Origin of the sequence: Roseateles noduli, from assembly GCF_050626985.1 — a bacterium.
Lineage (GTDB): Bacteria > Pseudomonadota > Gammaproteobacteria > Burkholderiales > Burkholderiaceae_C > Roseateles > Roseateles noduli_A.
In genome coordinates, this window is the sequence record NZ_CP192463.1 from 2,693,197 (window position 1) to 2,714,511 (window position 21,315).

Below are 21,315 nucleotides of genomic sequence, written 5' to 3' on the forward strand. Positions count from 1 at the left end.
GCCGCGCAACAGAACAACATCCCCGGGGGACGACATGAGCACTCTTCGCAAGCCTGGCTGGCGACGTCCCGCCGCTGCGGCGTTGACGGCGGCGTTTGCGGCGGCGCTGCTGGCGCTGTGCGCTCCGGCGGCGCAGGCGGACAGCGCCAAGGCCGCGCGCTATTACGAGGACGCGCTCAAGCGCTTCGAACGCCAGGACCTCGACGGCGCCGTCATCCAGCTCAAGAACGCGCTGCAGCAGGACGCCCGGATGCTGGCGGTGCATGTGCTGCTGGGCAAGGCGCTGCTGATGCGCGGCGAGGCCGCGGCCGCCGAGATCGAGTTCAACGAGGCGCTGTCGCAAGGCATCAACCGCGCCGAAGTGGCCGTGCCGCTGGCGCAGGCGCTGGTCGCGCAGGGCAAGCAGCCCGACGTGTTCAAGCTGCCGGCGCTCGTCCCCGACGGCCTGCCCGACAACATCCGCAAGCCGCTGCTGCTGGTGCGCGCGGCGGCGGCCTCGGACCTCGGCGACCCGACGCGGGCGCAGGCCCAGATCGACCTGGCGCGCGCCATTCCTCCGGACAACGCCGACACCTGGCTGGCCGAGGTGCCGCTGCGCCTGCGCGCGCGGCAGTTCGACCAGGCCACCGCCGCCGCCGACCAGGCGCTGCGGCTGGCACCGGGCAACAGCGAGGCGCTCTACCAGCGCGCCACCGTGCCGCATGTGCAGGGCAAGCTCGATGAAGCGCTCAAGGGCTACGAACGCGCGATCGCGGCCGACCCGCGCCACCTCGAGGCGCAACTGGCGCGCGGCGGCCTGCTGATCGACCTGAACCGCGACGCGGAAGCGCTGACGCAGGTCCAGTCCGGGTTGAAGCTGGTCCCCAGCGAGCCCCGCGCCCTCTACCTGAGCGCCGTGCTCGCCGAGCGCCGCAACGATGCCGCCGCGGCCAAGGCCGCGCTGAAGGCCGTCACCGCCGAGCTGGATCCGGTGCCGATCGAGTTCATCCGCTTCCGACCCCAGGCCCTGATGCTCAACGGCCTGGCCCATTACGGCCTGGGCGAGATGGAGAAGGCCAAGCCCTACCTCGAATACGCCCAGCGCCAGACACCCAACAGCCCGCTGTCCAAGCTGCTGGCGCAGGTCTATGTGGCGGAGCCCAATCTCGACCGTGCCGGCGAGGTGCTGGAGTCCTACCTCAAGGCCTACCCCGGCGACGGCCAGGCGCTCGTGATGATGGCCACGCTGCAGATGGCGCAGGGCCGCCATGCGCGCGCCGCCACCTTGATGCAGGAGGCGCTGAAGTCGCGGGACGCGCCGGAGTTCCGCACCGCGCTCGGTCTGTCGCTGCTGCGCGGCGGCCAGTCCGGCGACGCGGTCGGCGAGCTGGAAAAGGCCTTCCAGCGCGACCCGCGCCAGGTATACGCGGGCATGGCGCTGGTCTCGCTCTACCTGCGCGGCGGGCAGACGGCCAAGGCCGTCGGCATCGCGGACAAGCTGGTCAAGCAGGATCCGAACAACCCGACGGCGTGGATCCAGCTCGGCGTGGCGCGCCGGGCGGCCAACAACGCGGCCGGCGCGCGCGAGGCCTATCAGAAGGCCAGTCAGCTCGACCCCGGCCTGGTCGAGGCGCAGCTCGGGCTGGTGCGCGTCGACATCACCGAGCGCCAGTTCGACGCGGCCCAGACGCGGTTGACGGCCCTGTTGAAGACGGACGAGAAGAACGCCGAGGCGCTTTATGAGATGGCGCTGCTGAGCGAGGCCCGCGGCCAGACGGCCGAGGTGCAGCGCTGGCTGTCCAAGGCCACCGACGTGAGCACCTCGCGCAACACGCGGGCGGACCAGGCGCTGGTCGCCTGGCTGCTGAAGCAGGAACAGCCGGGACCGGCGCTGGAAGCGGCCCGCAAGCTGCTCGGCAAGGCACCCGACGATCCGCAGACGCTGATCACCTACGCCCGGGCGCAGCTCGCGAACCGCGACGTCAAGGGCGCCACGGCGACGCTGACCAGCGCGGCGCGGCGGTCGGGATTCGGCGCGGATCCGCTCGCGCAGATCGCCGGACTGCAACTGGATGCGCGCGACCTGGTCGGCGCCGCCTACAGCCTGGACAAGGCGCTGCAGACCGCGCCGCAGCATGTCAGCGCCCTGGCCTTGTCCTCGACGGTCGCGATGCAGCAGGGCAATCTGGCGCTGGCCGAGAAGCAGGCGAAGCAGGTGATCCAGCTGCGGCCCCAGATGGCGCTTGGATATTCGCTGCTGGCGGACGTGGCGCAGGCTCGCAAGCAGCCCGCCCAGGCGCTGGAAGCGCTGCGCAAGGCCCATGAAGTCCAGCCCACCAGCGGCAGCCTGCTGGCGCTGATGCGGGCCTTGAGCCGGCAGGACGCGAGCGGCAAGGCCGCCCAGGACCTGGCCGAACGCTGGCTGAAGACGCGTCCGGCCGACCTCGCGGCCTGGAAGGCATTGGGCGACGCCCAGGCGCGCGCCGGGGCGTTCCCGGCGGCCCGGCGCAGCTACGAGTCCGCGCTGAAGCTCAGACCCAATGACGTCGAGGCGCTGAACAACCTGGCGAGCACGATGATCCGTCAGGGCGAGGCGGCGGCCGCGGCGGCGATGGCCGAAAAGGCCCTGGCGCTGGACCCGCGCAACCCGTCCGTGATCGACACGGCCGGCTGGGCCTACCACCTGGCCGGCAACGGCGAGCGCGCGCTGCCCCTGCTGCGCGATGCGCGCCTGCGGGAACCCAACAGCCCGGACATCCGCTACCACCTCGCCGCGGCGCTGGCCAAGGCCGGGCGCAAGGCCGAAGCCCGCGAGGAACTGGATGCCGCGCTGCGCAGCTCCGCGTTCGACAGTCACAAGGAGGCGCTGGCCTTGAGCCAGACTCTGCGCTGAGGGCGGAAAGCCCCTCTGGTGAGGGGTTCCTGCGCTTGTCGGAAGAACTTACAGTCCCGTTCCAAGAGCGGACACATCCAACGGCAAGTGCTTGTGCCGCAAGGCATTCAAGACGTTGGCCCGGGCCTTGCTAAATGAAGGTCGAACGAATCTGACACTCCGATCACGTCGGGGCACCGAGGGGAAACCATGCAAAAAGTTCAACAACGACTGATCGGAATGGCTGCCGTGGCGCTTGCGTCGCTGCTGCCGTTCAGCGCGCATGCGCTTTCCACCTGGACGGCGGGCAATTGCGTCAGCAACTGCAGCGAGACCGGCGACGCGGCGCCCAACGTGAGCTACTCGGCCTATTCGGCCGTGATCAATCAAACCAGCGGCGGCGCGTATTCCAGCACCGGCGGTTTCGCGCAGAGCACGCTGGCGTACTACAGCGGCAGCGGTTTCGGTGTCACGGCGCCGGGCGGTGACTCGCAGTCGCCCAACCATGCATTGGACAACTTCGGCTACCAGGACCTGATCCTGTTGAAGTTCGACTCCGCCGTGAACCTGACGCAGCTGAAGCTGGGCTGGTGGCAATACGACAGCGACATCACCGTGCTGGCCTACACCGGCAACACGAGTGGCGGCAACGCCGCGAGCACCATCGCCGGCAAGACGGCGGCGAACCTGAAGTCGGCCAACGGCTGGTCGCTGGTGAACAGCTATGCGGATGTCGGCAGCGCCAATTCGCTCAACCTGAACACGAGCCTCACCTCCAGCTGGTGGATCATCACCGCCTACAACTCGCAGTTGGGCGGCGCGGCGACGGGCAACGACGGCACCGCCAGCGGGCTGACCCGCGGCACGGGCAGCAGCAGCTACAACGGCTACGACTTCGTCAAGCTGTTCTCCGTCTCGGGCAACAAGGCGCCCGGCGGCGGCAGCAACAACGGCAACGTCCCGGAGCCGGCCTCGCTGGCCCTGGCCTCCGTCGCCCTGCTCGGCCTGGTCGGCGTGCGTCGCCGCAAGCAATCCCAACGCTGAGCCTCCCTGCTCCGCGAAAGGCGACCCGATGGGTCGCCTTTCTTTTTGCCGAAGCGCAGCCCATGCCGAAGCACAGCCCACCCAACGAGCACCCAAAGAAAAACGCCCGATGCAAATGCACCGGGCGTTTTCATCTCACATCGTCCTCGGTCGCAAAACCGAGGCAGTGAGACAGTGATGGGGGACGGCTGTGCTTGGGGTTTTGCCGCTTGCCGGCAAGGCCCCATGCACTGGCGGCCAGCGCCCGAACCTCCGCAGTCCAGGCTCCTCCGGAGATCAGCTCCGCAGCGCGCGCTTGCGCTCGTTTTCCGACAGGTGGCGCTTGCGCAGCCGCACCGACTTCGGCGTGATCTCGACCAGCTCGTCGTCCTCGATGAATTCAACGCCGTATTCCAGCGTCAGGTCGATCGGCGGCGTCACCTTGATGGCGTCTTCCTTGCCGCTGACGCGGAAGTTGGTCAGCTGCTTGGTGCGGGTCGCGTTGACGATCAGGTCGTTGTCGCGGTTGTGGATGCCGACGATCATGCCTTCGTAGACCGGGTCGTTCGGCTTCACGAACATGCGGCCACGGTCGTCGAGCTTGCCCAGCGCGTAGGTGAAGATTTCACCCGCGTCCATCGAGATCAGCACGCCGTTCTTGCGACCGGCGATATCGCCCTTGTGGGGTTCGTAGCCGTCGAAGATGTTGGAGATCAGGCCCGAGCCGCGCGTCAGGTTCAGGAACTCGTTCGAGAAGCCGATCAGGCCGCGGGCCGGGATGCGGTACTCGAGGCGCACGCGGCCACGGCCGTCCGGCTCCATGTTGACCAGTTCGCCCTTGCGCTCGCCCAGCGCCTGCATGACGCCGCCCTGATGGGTTTCTTCCACGTCGGCGGTGACCAGCTCGATCGGCTCGCACTTCACGCCGTCGATGTCCTGGAACACCACGCGCGGCTTCGACACCGCCAGCTCGTAGCCTTCGCGGCGCATGTTTTCCAGCAGGATGGTCAGGTGCAGTTCGCCGCGGCCCATCACTTCGAAGATGCCATCTTCGTCGGTCTCGCTGACGCGCAGCGCGACGTTGGCTTGCAGTTCCTTCTGCAGGCGGTCCCAGATCTGGCGGCTGGTGACGAACTTGCCTTCACGGCCGGCCAGCGGCGAGGTGTTGACGCAGAAGTTCATCGTCAGCGTCGGCTCGTCGACCTTGAGCATCGGCAGCGGGGCCGGGTTGCTCGGGCTGGTGACGGTCACGCCGATGCCGATCTCCTCGATGCCGTTGATCAGCACGATGTCGCCGGGACCCGCCTCGGTGGCCTGCACGCGGTCCAGACCCTGGAAGGTCAGCACCTGGTTGATGCGACCCTTGGTGGCCTTGCCGTCCGGACCTTCCATGACGACCACGTCCATCGACGGCTTGATCGTGCCCTGGCTGATGCGGCCCACGCCGATGCGGCCGACGAAGGTCGAGAAGTCCAGCGCGGAGATCTGCAGCTGCAGCGGCGCATCCGGATCACCCTTCTGGGCCGGCACGTGCTTGAGCACGGTGTTGAACAGGGCGGACATGTCCTCGCCCCACTTCTCGCCCGGCGCGCCTTCTTCCAGCGACGACCAGCCGTTGATGCCCGAGGCGTACACGACCGGGAAGTCCAGCTGTTCGTCGGTGGCGCCGAGCTTGTCGAACAGGTCGAACGCGGCGTTGATGACGGCGTCCGGCTTGGCGCCCGGCTTGTCGACCTTGTTCACGACGACGATGGGCTTGAGGCCCAGCGCCAGCGCCTTCTTGGTCACGAAGCGCGTCTGCGGCATCGGGCCTTCCTGCGCGTCGATCAGAAGCACCACGCCGTCGACCATCGACAGCGCGCGCTCGACTTCACCGCCGAAGTCCGCGTGTCCCGGGGTGTCGACGATGTTGATGTGCGTGCCTTCCCAGCTGACCGCGCAGTTCTTCGCCAGGATGGTGATGCCGCGCTCGCGTTCGATGGCGTTGTTGTCCATCACGGTGTCGACGACCTTCTCGTGCTCGGCGAAGGTGCCGCTCTGGCGAAGGAGCTGGTCCACCATGGTGGTCTTGCCATGGTCGACGTGGGCGATGATGGCGATGTTGCGGATTTGCTTGCTCATGGGGCGGCTTTCGCTAGGGGCTTTCTCTGGATTCGGAGGAAGTCGGGGAACTCGGGATGTCTCGGATTTTTTAGGCGATGCGGGCTCAGGCGGCCTGCATCAGCATGGAAGCGATTTCGGTCGGGCTCAGCAGCCGGTCGGCGATCAGCTCGCCGCCGGCCACGTGGGCGCTGCCCAGGAAGGCGCGCGGCGCCTGGCCGTACACCCGCACCTGCGGCATGTCCGTCAGCGTCACGCGTCGGCGCATGCCGGACAGGAAACGGCCGGCCTCGTCGTTGCTCAGCTCGACCTCGGGCCATTCGCCCAGCAGGCTGTCCGGCGCGGTCAGCAGCGACAGGCGGGCCTCTTCGTCCAGCGCCTCGATCTGCTCCAGCGTCACCGCCCGCTCGATCGACACCGGACCGCTCGCCGTCCGGCGCAGGCCGGCCAGGTGCGCGCCGCAGCCCAGCTTGGCGCCGATGTCCTCGCCCAGCGTGCGGATGTAGGTGCCCTTGGTGCAGCGCACGTCGATCACGAGCAGCAGCTCGGCAGCTTGCCAGTCGACGATGTCCAGCGCATGAATGGTCACATTGCGCGGCTGGCGCTCGACGGTCACGCCTTCGCGGGCGAGCTCGTACAACGCGCGGCCCTGATGCTTGAGCGCCGAATACATCGGCGGCAGCTGCGAGATCGCGCCCCGGAAACTTTCGCAGGCGGCGCGGATCGTGTCCAGGTCCAGCGACTTCGCGACCTCGTCGCGCTGCTCGAGGATCTCGCCCTCGCCGTCGCCGGTCGTGGTCGTGATGCCCAGGCGCAAGGTGGCGCGGTAGCCCTTGTCGGCCTCCAGCGAAACCTGGCTGAACTTGGTCGCCGCGCCGAAGGTCAGCGGCAGCAGCCCGGTCGCCCGCGGATCCAGCGTGCCGGTATGACCGGCCTTCTCGGCGCGCAGCAGGCGCTTGACCTTCTGCAATGCGTCATTGCTGGTCAGGCCAATCGGCTTGTCCAGCATCAGCACGCCATGCACGGCGCGCTTCACGATCTTGGGGCGGGGGGCTACTGCGCTCATCACAACGCGGCGGCCCTCTCGGGACGCCGTCTTTCTGGCTCGGAGGACCTCAGTCCTCGGTGGTCTCGTCGTCCTTGGCTCGGGACAGGTTCGCTTTGCTGATCAGCGCGCTCATCTCGGCGGCGCGCTCGATCGTGCGGTCGAAATGGAAATGCAGGCTCGGCACGGTGTGGATCTGCAGCCGCTTGAACAGGCCGTTGCGCAGGAATCCCGCCGCCTCGTTCAACGCCGCGCCGGTCGCTTCCGGATCGCCGACCAGCAGCGAGAAGTAGACCTTCGCGTGCGCGTAGTCGGGCGTGACCTCCACCGCGTTGATCGTCACCATGCCGACGCGCGGGTCCTTGAGGTCCCGGATCAGCTCGGCCAGGTCGCGCTGGATCTGGTCCGCCACGCGCAGACCGCGGTTGGGGATAGATCGCTTGTGACGCATGGCTCTTTCCTCACTCTCTCAAACAACAAAGCCCGGCGGTGCGAACCGCCGGGCATGAAGCTGCGGCAGGCTGGTTTACAGCGTGCGCGCCACTTCCTTGATTTCGAAGACTTCCAGCTGGTCGCCTTCCTTGATATCGCTGTAGTTCTTCAGCTTGATACCGCACTCGAAGCCTTCGCGGACTTCCTTGACGTCGTCCTTCAGGCGCTTGAGCGACTCGATCTCGCCGGTGTAGACCACGACGTTGTCGCGCAGCAGACGGAAGCGCGCGTTGCGCGTCACGTGACCGCTGGTGATCATCGAACCGGCGATGGTGCCGATCTTGGTCGCCACGAACACGGTGCGGATCTCGGCGGTACCGATGATCTCCTCGCGCTGCTCCGGCGCCAGCATGCCGGCCATTGCCGCCTTCACCTCATCCACGGCGTCGTAGATGATGTTGTAGTAGCGCAGGTCGACGTCGTTGTGCTCGGCCACCTTGCGCGCGCCGGCATCGGCACGCACGTTGAAGCCGATCACGACGGCCTTGGAGGCGATCGCCAGGTTGATGTCGGACTCGCTGATGGCACCCACCGCGGCGTGCACGATCTGCACCTTGACCTCGTCGGTCGACAGCTTGAGCAGCGAGGAGGCCAGCGCTTCCTGCGAACCCTGCACGTCGGCCTTGATGATCAGCGGCAGCGTCTGCACGTCGCCGGCCGTCATGTCGGCGAACATGTTCTCCAGCTTGGCGGCCTGCTGGCGGGCCAGCTTGACGTCGCGGTACTTGCCGGCGCGGAAGGTCGCGATTTCACGGGCGCGGCGTTCGTCGCTCAGCACCATGAACTCGTCACCGGCGCGCGGGACTTCCGTCAGACCCTGGATCTCGACCGGGATCGACGGACCGGCTTCGGCGGCAGCCTTGCCGTCCTCGTCCAGCATGGCGCGGACGCGACCGTAGGTCGAGCCGGCCAGCACCACGTCGCCACGCTTGAGCGTGCCCGACTGCACCAGCACCGTCGCGACCGGGCCGCGGCCCTTGTCCAGCTTGGCTTCGATGACCAGACCCTTGGCCATCGAATCCTTCGCGGCCTTCAGTTCCAGCACTTCGGCCTGCAGCAGCACCTGCTCCAGCAGATCGTCGATGCCCTGGCCGGTCTTGGCCGACACGGGGACGAACGGCGACTCGCCGCCGAACTCTTCCGGCACGACCTGCTCGGCCACCAGCTCGCTCTTCACGCGCTCGGCGTTGGCATCGGGCTTGTCGATCTTGTTCATCGCGACCACGATCGGCACACCGGCCGCCTTCGCGTGGTGGATGGCTTCCTTGGTCTGCGGCATCACGCCGTCATCGGCGGCCACGACCAGGATGACGATGTCCGTCGCCTGGGCACCGCGGGCGCGCATGGCCGTGAAGGCCTCGTGACCCGGGGTGTCGAGGAAGGTGATCATGCCGCGCGGCGTGTCGACATGATAAGCGCCGATGTGCTGCGTGATGCCGCCGGCTTCGCCCGCCGCCACGCGGGCGCGGCGGATGCTGTCCAGCAGCGAGGTCTTGCCGTGGTCGACGTGACCCATGACGGTGACGACCGGCGCACGGGGCAGCAGCTCGTGCTGGCCTTCGGCGGCGGCGCCCTCTTCCTCGAGGAACGCGTCCGGATCGTCCAGCTTGGCCGCGAAGGCCTTGTGGCCCATTTCCTCGACCAGGATCATGGCCGTCTCTTGGTCCAGCTGCTGGTTGATGGTGACCATCTGACCCAGCTTCATCAGCTGCTTGATGACCTCGGAGGCCTTCACCGACATCTTGTGCGCCAGATCGGCGACCGAGATGGTTTCGGGGACGTGGACTTCCTGGGTCACCGGCTCGTTCGGCGCCTGGAAATTCGACTGCGAGGCGCCGCGATCGTCGCGACCGCCACGGCGGCCCGACGGACCGCCACGGCCCGGCGCGCGCCAGCCGGTACCGCCGCCCGGACGGGCCGGACCATCGGTGCGGCCGCCACCCGGCTTGCCGGCGACGCCACGCTTCTTGGCGTCATCGGCCCAGCTGGACGACAGCTTCTCGGACTTGACCGACTTCTTGTCGCCGGGCTTCGCGCCCGCGGCGGCCGTCGTGCCGGCGGCGCCAGGAGCACCGCCCGGCTTCTTGTGGATCGTGCCCTTGATGCCGGCAGCCGGCGTGGCTTCGGGCTTGGGCTCTTCCTTCTTCGCGACCAGCACCTTCTTGGGTGCATTCATCATCGCGCGGATGGCGGCAGCCTCGGCTTCGGCGGCCTTGCGGCGGCGCTCCAGCTCGACCTGACGCGCCTTCTCGTCGGCGGCGACATCGGCGGCCTTCACCACGCGCAGCACGGGCTTCGCGGGCTCGACCGGAGCCGGCGCCGGAGCAGCGGCCACGGGAGCCGGCGCCGGTGCAGGCGCGGCAGCCGCCGCGGCCTTCTCGGCAGCCTTGTCGGCGGCCTTCTCGGCCTTGGACTTGGCGGCGTCGGCGATCTTGCGCGCTTCGGCGTCGGCGGCGGCCTTGGCCGCGGCTTCGGCGGCGGCCTGTTCAGCCGCTTCGCGCGCGGCGCGCTCTTCCTCGCGACGCTTCTCTTCGGCTTCGCGCGCGGCGCGCTCGGCGTCCTCGCGCTCACGCACCTTGCGGGCGAGTTCTTCTTCCTGCTGGCGCAGTGCCTCGGCCTGCGCCTGCACTTCTTCCTCGCGGCGCTTCAGCTCGGCTTCCTCGGCGGCGGCGGCGGTGGCGTCATCGACACCGTCCTCGCGCTTGACGAAGACGCGCTTCTTGCGCACCTCGACCTGGATCGTGCGGGCCTTGCCCGAGGCATCAGCCTGCTTGATCTCGCTGGTCGACTTGCGGGTCAGCGTGATCTTCTTGCGCTCGGCGCCGCCGGCTGTCCCGTGCGCGGTGCGCAGGTGATCCAGCAGACGTTCCTTGTCGCTTTCGTTCAAGGTGTCCTCGGCGGACGCCTTCTTGACGCCCGCAGCTTGGAGCTGCTCCAGCAACGTGGTCGCAGGCCTGTTGAGCTCTGCGGCCAGCTGGGCGACGGTGGTCACGGCCATTGTTGAAATCCTTAAATCTTGTGTGGGGCGGAGCGGTCTGGTTTCGCTTGAAGTCGCTTCAGAGCGTGTCTGCTCGGGCGTTATGCGTTGAACCAGTGCTCGCGCGCCTTCATGATCAAAGCGCGTGCCGCTGCCTCGTCCAGGGACGAAATCTCGACCAGTTCGTCAACGGCCAGGTCTGCCAGGTCGTCACGGGTATGGATGTCGCCGGCCGCCAGCTTGGCGATCAGCTCGGGGGTCACGCCGTCCAGGTCGCGCAGGTCCTGGGAGACCTCCTCGACCTTTTCCTCGCGGGCGATTTCCATCGTCAGCAAGGCGTCCTTGGCGCGGGTGCGCAGCTCGTTGACGGTCTCTTCGTCGAAGGACTCGATCTCGAGCATCTCCTGCATCGGGACGTAGGCGACTTCTTCCAGCGAGGCGAACCCTTCGGCGATCAGGATGTCGGCGACTTCCTCATCCACGTCCAGCTTCTCGACGAACAGCTTGCGCACCCCGTCGGATTCCTCGGCCTGCTTGGCCGCGGATTCCTCGGCGGTCATGATGTTGATCTTCCAGCCGGTCAGCTCCGAGGCCAGACGCACGTTCTGGCCGCCGCGACCGATCGCGATCGCGAGGTTCTCCTCGTCGACGACGACGTCCATCGCGTGGCGCTCCTCGTCCACGACGATCGACTGCACGTTCGCCGGAGCGAGCGCGCCGATCACGAACTGCGCCGGATCCTCCGACCACAGCACGATGTCCACGCGTTCGCCGGCCAGCTCGTTGGTCACGCCGTTGACGCGGGAACCGCGCACGCCGACGCAGGTGCCGATCGGGTCGACGCGCTTGTCGTACGAGACGACGGCGATCTTGGCGCGGCTGCCGGCGTCGCGGGCGGCGTTCTTGATCTCGAGCAGGCCCTGCTCGATCTCCGGCACTTCCTGCGCGAAGAGTTCCTTCATGAACTCGCCGGAGGAGCGCGACAGCATGATCTGCGGACCGCGCTGCGTCGGGTCGATGCCCAGGATGACTGCGCGGACGCGGTCGCCGGTGCGCAGGTTTTCCTTCGGGATCATCTCGTTGCGCTTGAGACGGCCCTCGACGCGGCCGGACTCGGCAATGATGTCGCCCTTGTCCAGACGCTTGACCGTGCCGACGAAGATGCGCTCGCCGCGCGACATGAAGTCGTTCAGCAGCTGCTCGCGTTCGGCGTCGCGGATCTTCTGCAGGATGACCTGCTTGGCGGCCTGGGCACCGATGCGGCCGATCGGCACGGACTCGACGCCTTCCTCGATGTGGTCGTCGACTTCGATGTCGGCGATCTGCTCCTGCGCTTCGAACAGCAGGATCTCGGAATCGGGGTTCTGCAGGCCGGCCTCGTTGGGCACGACGTGCCAACGGCGGAAGGTCTCATACTCGCCGGTGTCGCGATCGATGGCCACGCGGATGTCGACCTCGCCGCCATACAACTTCTTGGTGGCCGAAGCCAGTGCCGCCTCAACGGCGCCGAACACCACATCGCGCTCCACGCTCTTCTCGCGCGAGATGGCGTCCACCAGCATCAACAGTTCGCGGTTCATTGATCGAGACCTCCGTCAACCTTGTCATCCGTCTGCCGGGACTTGGCATTGCTCTTCTTCTTCGACGCCTTGGGCTTCGCAGCCGCTCCGTCAGCAGATTCCGATCCGGGCGCCAAGCCCGTGTTCTTTTTCGCCGCGTCATCCGCGGCAGCGCCGCCCGCCGGCTTCGGCGGGCGACCCTTGAAAACGATCTCCGGCACCAGCTTGGCCGAGCGCACTTCGTCCAGCGCGAAGTCCAGCACCTGCTCGGTCTTGCCGTCCATGAAGATCACGCGCCAGGCGGTGTTCTGCGCCAGCGCGTTCCAGTCGTCCTGCGCCACGCCTTCGGCCGCGACCAGGACACCCCGGTACTTCTTGCGACCCTGGAAAGCCTCGCGCAATGTGATTTCCACTTCGTGACCGCGGAACCGGGCGTAGTCGCCTGCATTGTTCAGCGGACGGTCCAGGCCGGGGGTCGACACTTCCAGGCGCGTGTAGTCGACTTCCTCGACTTCCATCACGTAGCGCAACTGGCGCGTGACGCGCTCGCAGTCCTCGACGTTGACCGGCTGCTCCGGCTCCTGACCGTTCACGAGCGCCTTGTCGATGTACACGCGCAGCAAGCCCCCGGCGCTGCGTTCGCAGCCCACCACCTCGTAACCGAGTCCGGTCACGGTTTTTTCAACAACGGCTTGCCAGCTCAAATTCATCGACGAAAGTATTTGCCCTGTGACGGACACGTAGGTACAGCCAAAAAAAATGGGCTGGATGAATCCGCCCACCGTTCACTTTTTCAGCGAAGCTAGAAGTGTACTATGCAAACAGCGTGCCGACAAGGCTGCGTCATCCTTCACGGCATGACGTGCGAGAATCCCTGCCTTCCTTGAATCTATGAATACCAGGAGCAGACATGGGATTTCTCGCCGGCAAGCGACTGCTGATCACGGGCGTGCTGTCCAACCGTTCGATCGCCTATGGCATCGCCAAGGCCTGCCACCGCGAGGGCGCTGAACTGGCCTTCAGCTACCAGGGCGAGCGCTTCAAGGATCGCATCACCGAATTCGCCGCCGAATTCGACTCCAAACTGGTGTTCGACTGCGACGTGAGCGACGACGCCCAGATCGACCGTCTGTTCGCGGACCTCGGCCAGCACTGGCCGGAATTCGACGGTTTCGTCCATTCGATCGGATTCGCGCCGCGCGAGGCGATCGCCGGTGAATTCCTGGACGGCATGACGCGCGAGAACTTCCGCATCGCGCACGACATTTCGGCCTACAGCTTCCCGGCGATGGCCAAGGCCGCCCAGCCGCGCCTGCGCGCGGGCTCCGCGCTGCTGACGCTGTCCTATCTGGGGGCGGACCGCTTCGTTCCCAACTACAACACGATGGGCCTGGCCAAGGCCTCGCTGGAAGCCAGCGTGCGCTACCTCGCCTACGGCCTGGGCGGCAAGGGCATCCGCGTGAACGGCATCTCCGCCGGGCCGATCAAGACGCTGGCCGCCTCGGGCATCAAGGACTTCGGCAAGCTGCTCAAGCAGTTCGCCGACAGCGCCGCCATCAAGCGCAACGTCACGATCGAGGACGTCGGCAACACGGCCGCCTTCCTGCTGTCAGACCTGGCGGGCGGGATCAGCTCGGAAATCGTCTACGTGGACGGCGGGTTCAGCCATGGGGCGATGGCCGGGACCGAGTGATCGGTCTTGGCTGACTCCGGTCACCGGCGGAAGCCGGGCCGGGGTCTCCTCATACGTCTCGCAGGCTCCACAAATCGTCGACCCCGGCCCGGCTTCCGCCGGCTCCGAATGAGGTCCACCAACGAAAACAGGCCCCTCGGGGCCTGTTTGCATTCGCGGGGCGCTGAGCTGCTTACTTCTTCGCGTCGATCACGCAGTCCACGTAATAGCGCGTGACGCCGTCCTCGCCCTTTTCCGCCACCAGTCCGTGGACGTCGGTGGCGAAGCCCGGGAACTTGGCGTTGAAGTCTCTCGTGAACTTCAGGTAGTCCACGATCCGCTTGTTGAAGCGCTCGCCCGGGATCAGCAGCGGGATGCCCGGGGGATACGGCGTCAGCAGCGCAGTCGTGACGCGGCCTTCCAGCTTGTCGATCTCGACGCGCTCCGTCTTGCGATGCGCGATGTGCGCATACGCATCCGACGGCTTCATCGCCGGCTCCAGCTCGGACAGGTAGACCTCGGTCGTCAGGCGCGCGATGTCGCCCGACGCATAGGCCTCGTGCACGCTCTGGCTCAGGTCGCGCAGGCCCATGCGCTCATAGCGCGGGAACGCCGCCACGAAGTCCGGCAGGATGCGCCAGATCGGCGCGTTGCGGTCGTAGTCGTCCTTGAACTGCTGCAGCGCGGTCAGCAGCGTGTTCCAGCGGCCCTTGGTGATGCCGATGGTGAACATGATGAAGAACGAGTACAGCCCCGTCTTCTCCACCACCACGCCGTGCTCGGCCAGGAACTTGGTGACGATGCTGGCCGGGATGCCGGTCTTGGCGAACTTGCCGCTCATGTCCAGCCCCGGCGTGATGACCGTGGACTTGATCGGATCCAGCATGTTGAAGCCGGCCTCGATCGGCCCGAAGCCGTGCCACTTCTCGTTGGCCTTGAGCATCCAGTCGGCCGCCTTGCCGATGCCGTCGTTGGCGAGCTTGTCCGGCCCCCAGACCTTGAACCACCAGTCCTTGCCGTAGTCCTTCTCGACCTTGCGCATCGCGCGGCGGAAGTCCAGCGCCTCGCTGATGGATTCCTCCACCAGGGCCGTGCCGCCGGGGGGCTCCATCATCGCGGCCGCGACGTCGCAGCTGGCGATGATCGAGTACTGCGGGCTGGTCGAGGTGTGCATCAGGTACGCCTCGTTGAACAGGTGCTTGTCCAGCTTCACGTTCTGCGAGTCCTGCACCAGCACCTGCGAGGCCTGCGAGATGCCCGCCAGCAGCTTGTGCGTCGACTGCGTGGCGTAGACCATCGCGGTCTTCGGACGCGGACGGTGCTTGCCCATCGCGTGGTACGAGCCGTAGAAGTTGTGGAACGCAGCGTGCGGCAGCCACGCCTCGTCGAAGTGCAGCGTGTCGATCCAGCCGTCCAGCTTCGACTTGATGGTCTCGGTGTTGTAGAGCACGCCGTCGTAGGTGCTCTGCGTCAGCGTCATGATCCGCGGCTTGGCCTTCTTCGCGTCCACGCCCTTGAGCAGCGGGTTCTTCGCGATCTTCTTGCGGATGGTCTCGGGCGAGAACTCGCTCTCCGGGATCGGGCCGATGATGCCGTAGTGGTTGCGCGTGGGCGTCATGAAGACCGGCACCGCGCCGGTCATGATGATGCTGTGCAGGATGGACTTGTGGCAGTTGCGGTCCACGACCACGATGTCGCCCGGCGCCACCGTGTGGTGCCAGACCATCTTGTTGGACGTCGACGTGCCGTTGGTGACGAAGAAGCAGTGGTCCGCATTGAAGATGCGGGCGGCGTTCTTCTCGCTCTCGGCGACCGGGCCGGTGTGGTCCAGCAGCTGGCCGAGTTCCTCGACGGCATTGCACACGTCCGCGCGCAGCATGTTCTCGCCGAAGAACTGGTGGAACATCTGTCCGACCGGGCTCTTCAGGAAGGCCACGCCGCCGGAGTGCCCCGGGCAGTGCCACGAGTACGAGCCATCCTGCGCGTAGGCCATCAGCGCCTTGAAGAACGGCGGCGCCAGGCCGTCGAGGTAGCTCCTCGATTCACGGATGATGTGACGCGCCACGAATTCCGGCGTGTCCTCGAACATGTGGATGAAGCCGTGCAGCTCACGCAGGACGTCGTTGGGCAGATGCTGCGAGGTCCGCGTCTCGCCGTACACGTAGATGGGGATGTCCGCATTCTTGAAGCGGATCTCCTGGATGAACTTGCGCAGGTTCAGGACGGCCGGGTCGAGTTCCGCGCCGTCGCCGTTGCCGGAGAACTCCTCGTCGTCGATCGACAGGATGAAGGCGCTGGCGCGGCTCTGCTGCTGCGCGAACTGGCTCAGGTCGCCGTAGCTCGTGACGCCCAGGACTTCGAAGCCCTCTTTCTGTATGGCCTCCGCGAGCGCGCGGATGCCCAAACCCGAGGTGTTCTCGGAGCGATAGTCCTCGTCGATGATGACGATGGGAAAGCGGAAACGCGGCGTCATGGAAGCCTCCGGATCGGGGCAGGTCAAACAAGAAAGGCGCGAAGTGTAGGGCTAGAGCCGTGTCACGCAAGTGTTGATCGGGGGTTGTCGCAGAAACAGAACGGCCATGCCGCCGACCGCCTGCCGACGACCTGCCGACGGGCCGTCGATCACCCCTCGCCCGCTGGCTCGACGGCCCGGAAAAGCAGGAGGCAAGCCCCCTTTGGAGCGCCCTGGCAAGCACCGGCCCGGGGCGTACACTGACCCGACTCGAAGGACCGGGCGAATCACGGATCGCCCGGCAATCAGCTAGGAGGAATCGATGGACTGGAGTCTCGCCACCTGGTGGTGGGTGATCTGCGGCGTACTGGTGGCGGCGGAGCTCGCGACCGGCACGACGTTCTATCTCTTGATGCTGGCGCTGGGCGCCGCCGCGGCGGCATTGACCGCCCACGTCGGCGGCCCGTTCTCGGCGCAGTTGGTCCTCGCCGCGCTGATCGGCGGCGGGGCGGTGACTTGGTGGCATCTGCGGCTGCGTCGCCATCCAAGACTGCCGGCTGCAGAGAACCCCAACGTGAACCTCGACATCGGCCAGAGCCTGGAGGTCGCGCACTGGCGCGCCGACGGCACCGCCGAAGTCCGCTACCGCGGCGCGGCCTGGCAGGCACGCTTCGTCGGCGCCGGCACCCCGGCCATCGGGCGCCATGTCATCCGCGCGGTCGAGGGCAGTTGCCTGCTCGTCGAGCCCGCCTGATCCGCGCCACCCGTTTCAATTTCAATCCCGGAGGAGAGCCCCGCTCATGGAAATCATTGCCCTGGTCATCTTGATCGTCGCCATCGTCTTCGTCATCCAGTCGGTGAAGGTGGTCCCCCAGCAGAACGCCTGGGTCGTGGAACGCCTCGGCAAATACCACGGCACGCTGACGCCCGGCCTGAACATCCTGGTGCCCTTCGTGGACCGGCTGGCCTACAAGCATTCGCTCAAGGAGATCCCGCTGGACGTACCCAGCCAGGTCTGCATCACGCGGGACAACACCCAGCTGACGGTGGACGGCATCCTGTACTTCCAGGTCACCGACGCGATGCGCGCCAGCTACGGCTCAAGCAACTACATCATCGCGATCACGCAGCTGGCGCAGACGACGCTGCGCTCGGTGATCGGCCGTATGGAGCTGGACCGGACCTTCGAGGAACGCGACGTGATCAACAGCTCCGTCGTGCAGGCGCTCGACGAGGCCGCGCTGAACTGGGGCGTGAAGGTGCTGCGCTACGAGATCAAGGACCTGACGCCGCCGGCGGAGATCCTGCGCTCGATGCAGGCGCAGATCACCGCGGAGCGCGAGAAGCGCGCGCTGATCGCGGCCTCGGAGGGCCGCCGCCAGGAGCAGATCAACATCGCGACCGGCGAACGCGAAGCAGCGATCGCGCGTTCCGAGGGCGAGAAGCAGGCCGAGATCAACAAGGCGCAGGGCGAGGCCGCCGCCATCCTGTCGGTGGCGGAGGCGAGCGCCGAAGCGATCCGCAAGGTCGCCGCGGCGATCCAGCAGCCGGGCGGCAGCGACGCGGTGCAGTTGAAGGTCGCGGAGAAGGCGGTCGAGGCCTTCTCGCAACTGGCCCAGAAGAACAACACGATGATCGTTCCGGCCAACATGAGCGAGGTCTCGGGCCTGATCGGCACCGCGATGGCGCTGATCAAGAGCGACAAGGTGATCCAGCCGGGCCGCTGAGGACTCGACCACCCTCCTCCGCCTTTGAGCGCTCAGGCTCTGCAAGCTGCGCCGCAAGTTGCTCGGCAACTCGTCTCCGCAAGTTTGATTCAGGGCCAAAAATCTGCGCTATGATGGCGGGCTTCGGAGAGATGGATGAGCGGTTTAAGTCGCACGCCTGGAAAGCGTGTGTAGGTTAATAGCCTACCGAGGGTTCGAATCCCTCTCTCTCCGCCAGACATCCAGTACAACGGGCCTCGAGTGATCGAGGCCCGTTTGCTTTTCAGGGCGCGATGTCGGGCGTCACTGCGGGCGCGCTGTCCGGGTCGGCTTCCGGTGCGATCTATCATCCCGCCCCATGCTGACCTTCGAACAATTCTTCGGTTTCCTGCTCGCCGCCACGCTGATCACCGCGTCGCCCGGCCCCGACAACCTGATGGTGCTCGGCATGGGTGTATCGAAGGGACGGCGGCACGGGATGGCCTTCGGCCTGGGCTGTGCGCTGGGTTGCCTGAGTCACACGGTGCTGGCGGCGATCGGCGTCAGCGCGCTGATCGCGGCGTCGCCGGTGGCCTTCACCGCGCTGAAAGTCTGCGGCGGGCTCTACCTGATCTGGCTCGGCATCAAGGCGCTGCGCAGCCGCGGCGGCGCGACGGTCGGGGATGCGTCGCAGGTCGAGGACTCGCTCTCGCGCCTGTTCTTCAAGGGTGTCTTCGCCAACGCGATCAATCCGAAGGTCGTGCTGTTCTTCCTGTCCTTCCTGCCGCAGTTCGTTGTGCCGGCGCAGGGCCACGTGGCGGCGCAGACGGCCTTGCTCGGACTGACCTTCACGCTGCAGGCGGCGGTGCTGTTCGGCCTGCTCGGCTACTTCGCCGGCGCGATCGGCCAGTGGCTGCAGCGCAAGCCGCGCGCGGGACTATGGCTGGATCGCGTCGCCGGCGCGGTGTTCGTCGCGTTGGGCCTGCGGCTCATCGTGGCGCGCTGAGCGCGCCTACCGATCCAACGGGGTAGGCGAAACCAGCCAGCCCGTCTGGTGGCGCCACGCCTGAAGCTGGCGGACGGGGGCCCGCCCCAGCCTGAGCTGGGGCGATCCGCTCACGCCGAGGCCAGCGGCAGCGCGTGCCCCTCCCCCTGCGCCAGCACCGGCGCGTCGTACAACGCGCGGATCGCGTCGCGCCCCACCGCCACCGTGCTCAGGATGCGTCCGTCGGCGCCTACCCAGAGCGCGCTCGGCGTGGCGATCACGCCGAAGAGCTGGTTGATATCCTGCCCCGACTGCAGCACCACGCGATCCGGCGCGAGGTTGTTGAAGGTCGTGCGGTTCGACTCCGCGCTGCCGCTGCTGATGGTCAGCCAGTGCACGGGCTCGCCATCCTGACGGCGCCAGGACGCCATCTCCCTCATGACCTCGTGGCACGGCGCGCATTGCGGCCCGACGAAGACCAGCAGCTGCGAGCCCGACTGCGCCACGTACTCCGCCAGCGATCGCGTATTCCCCGCCACCGTGGGCGCGGCAAACGCCGGCGCCGCCTGTCCGACGTGCAGCACCTGGTTCGACACCAGCGTCTCCAGGCTCGGCACACCGCCCGCGGGCTCGATGCCCAGCGACTGCAGCCGCAGTTCCAGATGATCGATCTTCAGCAGCAGGCGGCCCTGCTGGCGTGCCAGATGCAGCACCAGCCAGCCCAGCAGTCCCACCGCCAGCACCAGCACCGTGGAGAGCAAGACCTGACCCCGTCCGCCGGAGACCAGCGTGCCGGTCAACGAGGCCGCGCCCTCGACCGCCAGCGCGCTGGACAGCAACCAGGCCGCCAACGCCACCAGCAGGCCGTTGCGGACCACGCTGGCCCACGAGATCGGCTGCGAGCGCGTCTGTCCGAAGCAGTTGCACGAGGGCTTGTTGCCCTGCGCCAGCTGCACCGCCATCGCCGCGGCGAAGATGGCCAGCAGGCCGGCGGCCGATGCGATGCCCAGCGCCGGCGCCCACGGCAGCACCACCAGCAGCGCGACCGCGAATTCCAGCAGCGGCAGCAGCCAGGCGCCCGAGCGCGCCAGCGCCGCGGGCGCGCCGAAGCTGCGCAGCGCCTGCGCCGTCGCGTCCGGCTCCGCGAGCTTGGACCACGCCGCGAGCGCGAACACGCCCGCCAGGAACCAACCCCCCAACACGATCAGGATGTCCACGATGCGTCTCCCTTCCCGTTCCGTTTGTCCGGTGTCGCCACCAATGGTTGCGCCCGGCCGAGCGGCCGGGCGACATGACGGCGCCCTGCATCGTGACGGACATCGCGAAGCGAGGCGCTGCTCGAGACCCCGATCACTGGCGCGGATAGCCGACGCGATCAGGGGTTTGCCTGCGGCGATCGCGGTTATTTCGCCCGCATCTCGTCCGAGCCGGGTGCCGGACCCGCCGTCGTCATGCCGAAGCTGGGAACCGATGCCGAGCGGCTCGCCAGGCTCGATCCCACGACGAAGCAAGGCCGGATGCAGATCGGCGTCGAACCGCAGCAGGTCACGCTGACGCAGGCCCATCCCGACGGGCAACCGGCGGACGAGGAGCAGGTCGGCAATCCCGCGCACGATTGCGGCAGGTGGCAGAAGCCGCGGCCCTCGATGGTCTGGAAGCAGACGCAACCGGGGTCCTGGCAACTCGGCAACGCACCGCAGGTGCCGCCGGGGCAGGTCGGGCAAGGCTGCGTGCCGCAGCAATCGCAACCGGCCTGCTGCGCGGCGGTGAAGGCATCGCCGCCGGCATTGTTGACCGCCTGGTAGTACGCCCCCGCCGCCGCCTTGCAGGCGGCGCGCTTGACCTTGTTGCTGTCCACGGAGATCGGTCCGATCTGGACCATGCTGACCGGATACGCCGCGTCGCAGGAGCCGGTCATGCAGCTGTAGAAGGTGTTGTCGCAACCGGCCTTGGCCTGGTTGCACTCGCCGTAGCAGCAGTCGTGGCCGTTGCAGCAGCCCAGGAAGCTGGCCGCGCCGTATTGCGACGGGAATTGCGTGCCGCCCGCCGCGCCGCAGCCGTTGGGCGTGCAGCTATAGCCGGGATGCGCGACCCGGTTGGGACAGGCCGCGAGATCCGCCACCGGATGTTTGTTGGCGATGGCGCCGCTGGGCAGGCAGCACTGCAGCGCCGGGTCGTAGAGCTGGCGACCGCACAGGCAGTCCGCCGCCGCCTGCGCCGTCCGCGGCAGCAGTCCGCCGGCCAGCGTCGAGAACATCCCCAGCACCGACACCTTCAGCACGTCGCGGCGCGAGCCCTGGCTGCCCAGCGAGCGGGTGAAGTTGTCGAAGGCGTTGTCGGCCAGGTGTCCCTGGAGATCGATGGCGTCATCCGAGCGCAGTGCGGGCGAATCGCTGGCGGAGAAACCGCCCATGCCGCGCCGCAAGAGCGCGGCGACGCGTTGCCCGAAACCGAAGGTGCGTTCTGTCATGGAT

The 21,315-nt window shown here is 67.3% G+C and carries 15 protein-coding genes and 1 tRNA gene; 7 read left to right on the forward strand and 9 right to left on the reverse strand.

The window, feature by feature from the left end; genetic code table 11:
- Positions 1–34: 34 nt before the first annotated feature.
- Positions 35–2,872, forward strand: coding sequence for an XrtA/PEP-CTERM system TPR-repeat protein PrsT (prsT, locus tag ACQ4L4_RS11865; RefSeq protein WP_431104429.1), 2,838 nt, complete (start codon positions 35–37; stop codon positions 2,870–2,872).
- A 189-nt stretch (positions 2,873–3,061) separates the two neighbouring features.
- Positions 3,062–3,895, forward strand: coding sequence for an exosortase-dependent surface protein XDP1 (gene xdp1 / locus ACQ4L4_RS11870; RefSeq protein ID WP_431104430.1), 834 nt, complete (start codon positions 3,062–3,064; stop codon positions 3,893–3,895).
- A 276-nt stretch (positions 3,896–4,171) separates the two neighbouring features.
- On the opposite strand, the gene typA is transcribed toward xdp1, so the two are convergent.
- The 6 genes from typA to rimP all read right to left on the reverse strand — a co-directional run bounded on the left by typA (position 4,172) and on the right by rimP (position 12,829).
- Positions 4,172–5,995 (reverse strand): translational GTPase TypA, encoded by a 1,824-nt coding sequence (gene typA, locus ACQ4L4_RS11875; RefSeq protein WP_297528746.1) that lies wholly within the window; start codon positions 5,993–5,995, stop codon positions 4,172–4,174.
- A gap of 85 nt (positions 5,996–6,080) precedes the next feature.
- Positions 6,081–7,040 (reverse strand): tRNA pseudouridine(55) synthase TruB, encoded by a 960-nt coding sequence (gene truB / locus ACQ4L4_RS11880; protein WP_431104431.1) that lies wholly within the window; start codon positions 7,038–7,040, stop codon positions 6,081–6,083.
- Between the two features lie 49 nt (positions 7,041–7,089).
- Entirely contained in the window at positions 7,090–7,470 is a 381-nt protein-coding gene (gene rbfA, locus ACQ4L4_RS11885) for a 30S ribosome-binding factor RbfA (RefSeq protein WP_377153491.1), read from the reverse strand.
- A 75-nt stretch (positions 7,471–7,545) separates the two neighbouring features.
- Positions 7,546–10,509, reverse strand: coding sequence for a translation initiation factor IF-2 (gene infB, locus ACQ4L4_RS11890; protein WP_431104432.1), 2,964 nt, complete (start codon positions 10,507–10,509; stop codon positions 7,546–7,548).
- An 80-nt stretch (positions 10,510–10,589) separates the two neighbouring features.
- A complete protein-coding gene (gene nusA, locus ACQ4L4_RS11895) occupies positions 10,590–12,068 on the reverse strand; it encodes a transcription termination factor NusA (RefSeq protein ID WP_377153487.1) in 1,479 nt (492 codons plus the stop codon).
- Positions 12,065–12,829, reverse strand: coding sequence for a ribosome maturation factor RimP (gene rimP / locus ACQ4L4_RS11900; RefSeq protein ID WP_431104433.1), 765 nt, complete (start codon positions 12,827–12,829; stop codon positions 12,065–12,067). The genes nusA and rimP overlap by 4 nt, the downstream gene beginning before the upstream one ends.
- Positions 12,830–12,957: 128 nt before the next feature.
- On the opposite strand from rimP, the gene fabI reads away from it, so the two are divergent.
- Positions 12,958–13,740, forward strand: a complete 783-nt coding sequence (fabI, locus tag ACQ4L4_RS11905; protein ID WP_377153483.1) for an enoyl-ACP reductase FabI — start codon at positions 12,958–12,960, stop codon at positions 13,738–13,740.
- Between the two features lie 172 nt (positions 13,741–13,912).
- Here the strand turns inward: fabI and ACQ4L4_RS11910 are convergent, their stop codons facing one another.
- Entirely contained in the window at positions 13,913–16,192 is a 2,280-nt protein-coding gene (locus ACQ4L4_RS11910) for an Orn/Lys/Arg decarboxylase N-terminal domain-containing protein (RefSeq protein ID WP_431104434.1), read from the reverse strand.
- Positions 16,193–16,493: 301 nt separating this feature from the next.
- Between ACQ4L4_RS11910 and ACQ4L4_RS11915 the strand changes: the two genes are divergently transcribed.
- The 4 genes from ACQ4L4_RS11915 (at position 16,494) to ACQ4L4_RS11930 (ending at position 18,862) form a co-directional block, all read left to right on the forward strand.
- Positions 16,494–16,925, forward strand: a complete 432-nt coding sequence (locus ACQ4L4_RS11915; RefSeq protein WP_431104435.1) for an NfeD family protein — start codon at positions 16,494–16,496, stop codon at positions 16,923–16,925.
- Between the two features lie 46 nt (positions 16,926–16,971).
- Positions 16,972–17,898, forward strand: coding sequence for an SPFH domain-containing protein (locus tag ACQ4L4_RS11920; RefSeq protein ID WP_067274606.1), 927 nt, complete (start codon positions 16,972–16,974; stop codon positions 17,896–17,898).
- Positions 17,899–18,023: 125 nt separating this feature from the next.
- A tRNA-Ser gene (locus ACQ4L4_RS11925) sits at positions 18,024–18,114 on the forward strand.
- Positions 18,115–18,235: 121 nt separating this feature from the next.
- A complete protein-coding gene (locus ACQ4L4_RS11930) occupies positions 18,236–18,862 on the forward strand; it encodes a LysE family translocator (protein WP_377153477.1) in 627 nt (208 codons plus the stop codon).
- 110 nt (positions 18,863–18,972) lie between these two features.
- Here the strand turns inward: ACQ4L4_RS11930 and ACQ4L4_RS11935 are convergent, their stop codons facing one another.
- Together ACQ4L4_RS11935 and ACQ4L4_RS11940 are read right to left on the reverse strand one after the other, a co-directional pair.
- A complete protein-coding gene (locus tag ACQ4L4_RS11935) occupies positions 18,973–20,058 on the reverse strand; it encodes a MauE/DoxX family redox-associated membrane protein (protein WP_431104436.1) in 1,086 nt (361 codons plus the stop codon).
- Positions 20,059–20,243: 185 nt separating this feature from the next.
- Positions 20,244–21,311 (reverse strand): hypothetical protein, encoded by a 1,068-nt coding sequence (locus ACQ4L4_RS11940; protein ID WP_431104437.1) that lies wholly within the window; start codon positions 21,309–21,311, stop codon positions 20,244–20,246.
- Between the last annotated feature and the right edge of the window lie 4 nt (positions 21,312–21,315).

Excerpts from the sequence above, each read along its gene's own strand:
- prsT (WP_431104429.1), top strand. The coding sequence starts at position 35 with ATGAGCACTCTTCGCAAGCCTGGCTGGCGACGTCCCGCCGCTGCGGCG.
- xdp1 (WP_431104430.1), top strand. The coding sequence starts at position 3,062 with ATGCAAAAAGTTCAACAACGACTGATCGGAATGGCTGCCGTGGCGCTT.
- typA (WP_297528746.1), bottom strand. The coding sequence starts at position 5,995 with ATGAGCAAGCAAATCCGCAACATCGCCATCATCGCCCACGTCGACCAT.
- truB (WP_431104431.1), bottom strand. The coding sequence starts at position 7,040 with ATGAGCGCAGTAGCCCCCCGCCCCAAGATCGTGAAGCGCGCCGTGCAT.
- rbfA (WP_377153491.1), bottom strand. The coding sequence starts at position 7,470 with ATGCGTCACAAGCGATCTATCCCCAACCGCGGTCTGCGCGTGGCGGAC.
- infB (WP_431104432.1), bottom strand. The coding sequence starts at position 10,509 with ATGGCCGTGACCACCGTCGCCCAGCTGGCCGCAGAGCTCAACAGGCCT.
- nusA (WP_377153487.1), bottom strand. The coding sequence starts at position 12,068 with ATGAACCGCGAACTGTTGATGCTGGTGGACGCCATCTCGCGCGAGAAG.
- fabI (WP_377153483.1), top strand. The coding sequence starts at position 12,958 with ATGGGATTTCTCGCCGGCAAGCGACTGCTGATCACGGGCGTGCTGTCC.
- ACQ4L4_RS11910 (WP_431104434.1), bottom strand. The coding sequence starts at position 16,192 with ATGACGCCGCGTTTCCGCTTTCCCATCGTCATCATCGACGAGGACTAT.
- ACQ4L4_RS11915 (WP_431104435.1), top strand. The coding sequence starts at position 16,494 with ATGGACTGGAGTCTCGCCACCTGGTGGTGGGTGATCTGCGGCGTACTG.
- ACQ4L4_RS11920 (WP_067274606.1), top strand. The coding sequence starts at position 16,972 with ATGGAAATCATTGCCCTGGTCATCTTGATCGTCGCCATCGTCTTCGTC.
- ACQ4L4_RS11930 (WP_377153477.1), top strand. The coding sequence starts at position 18,236 with ATGCTGACCTTCGAACAATTCTTCGGTTTCCTGCTCGCCGCCACGCTG.
- ACQ4L4_RS11940 (WP_431104437.1), bottom strand. The coding sequence starts at position 21,311 with ATGACAGAACGCACCTTCGGTTTCGGGCAACGCGTCGCCGCGCTCTTG.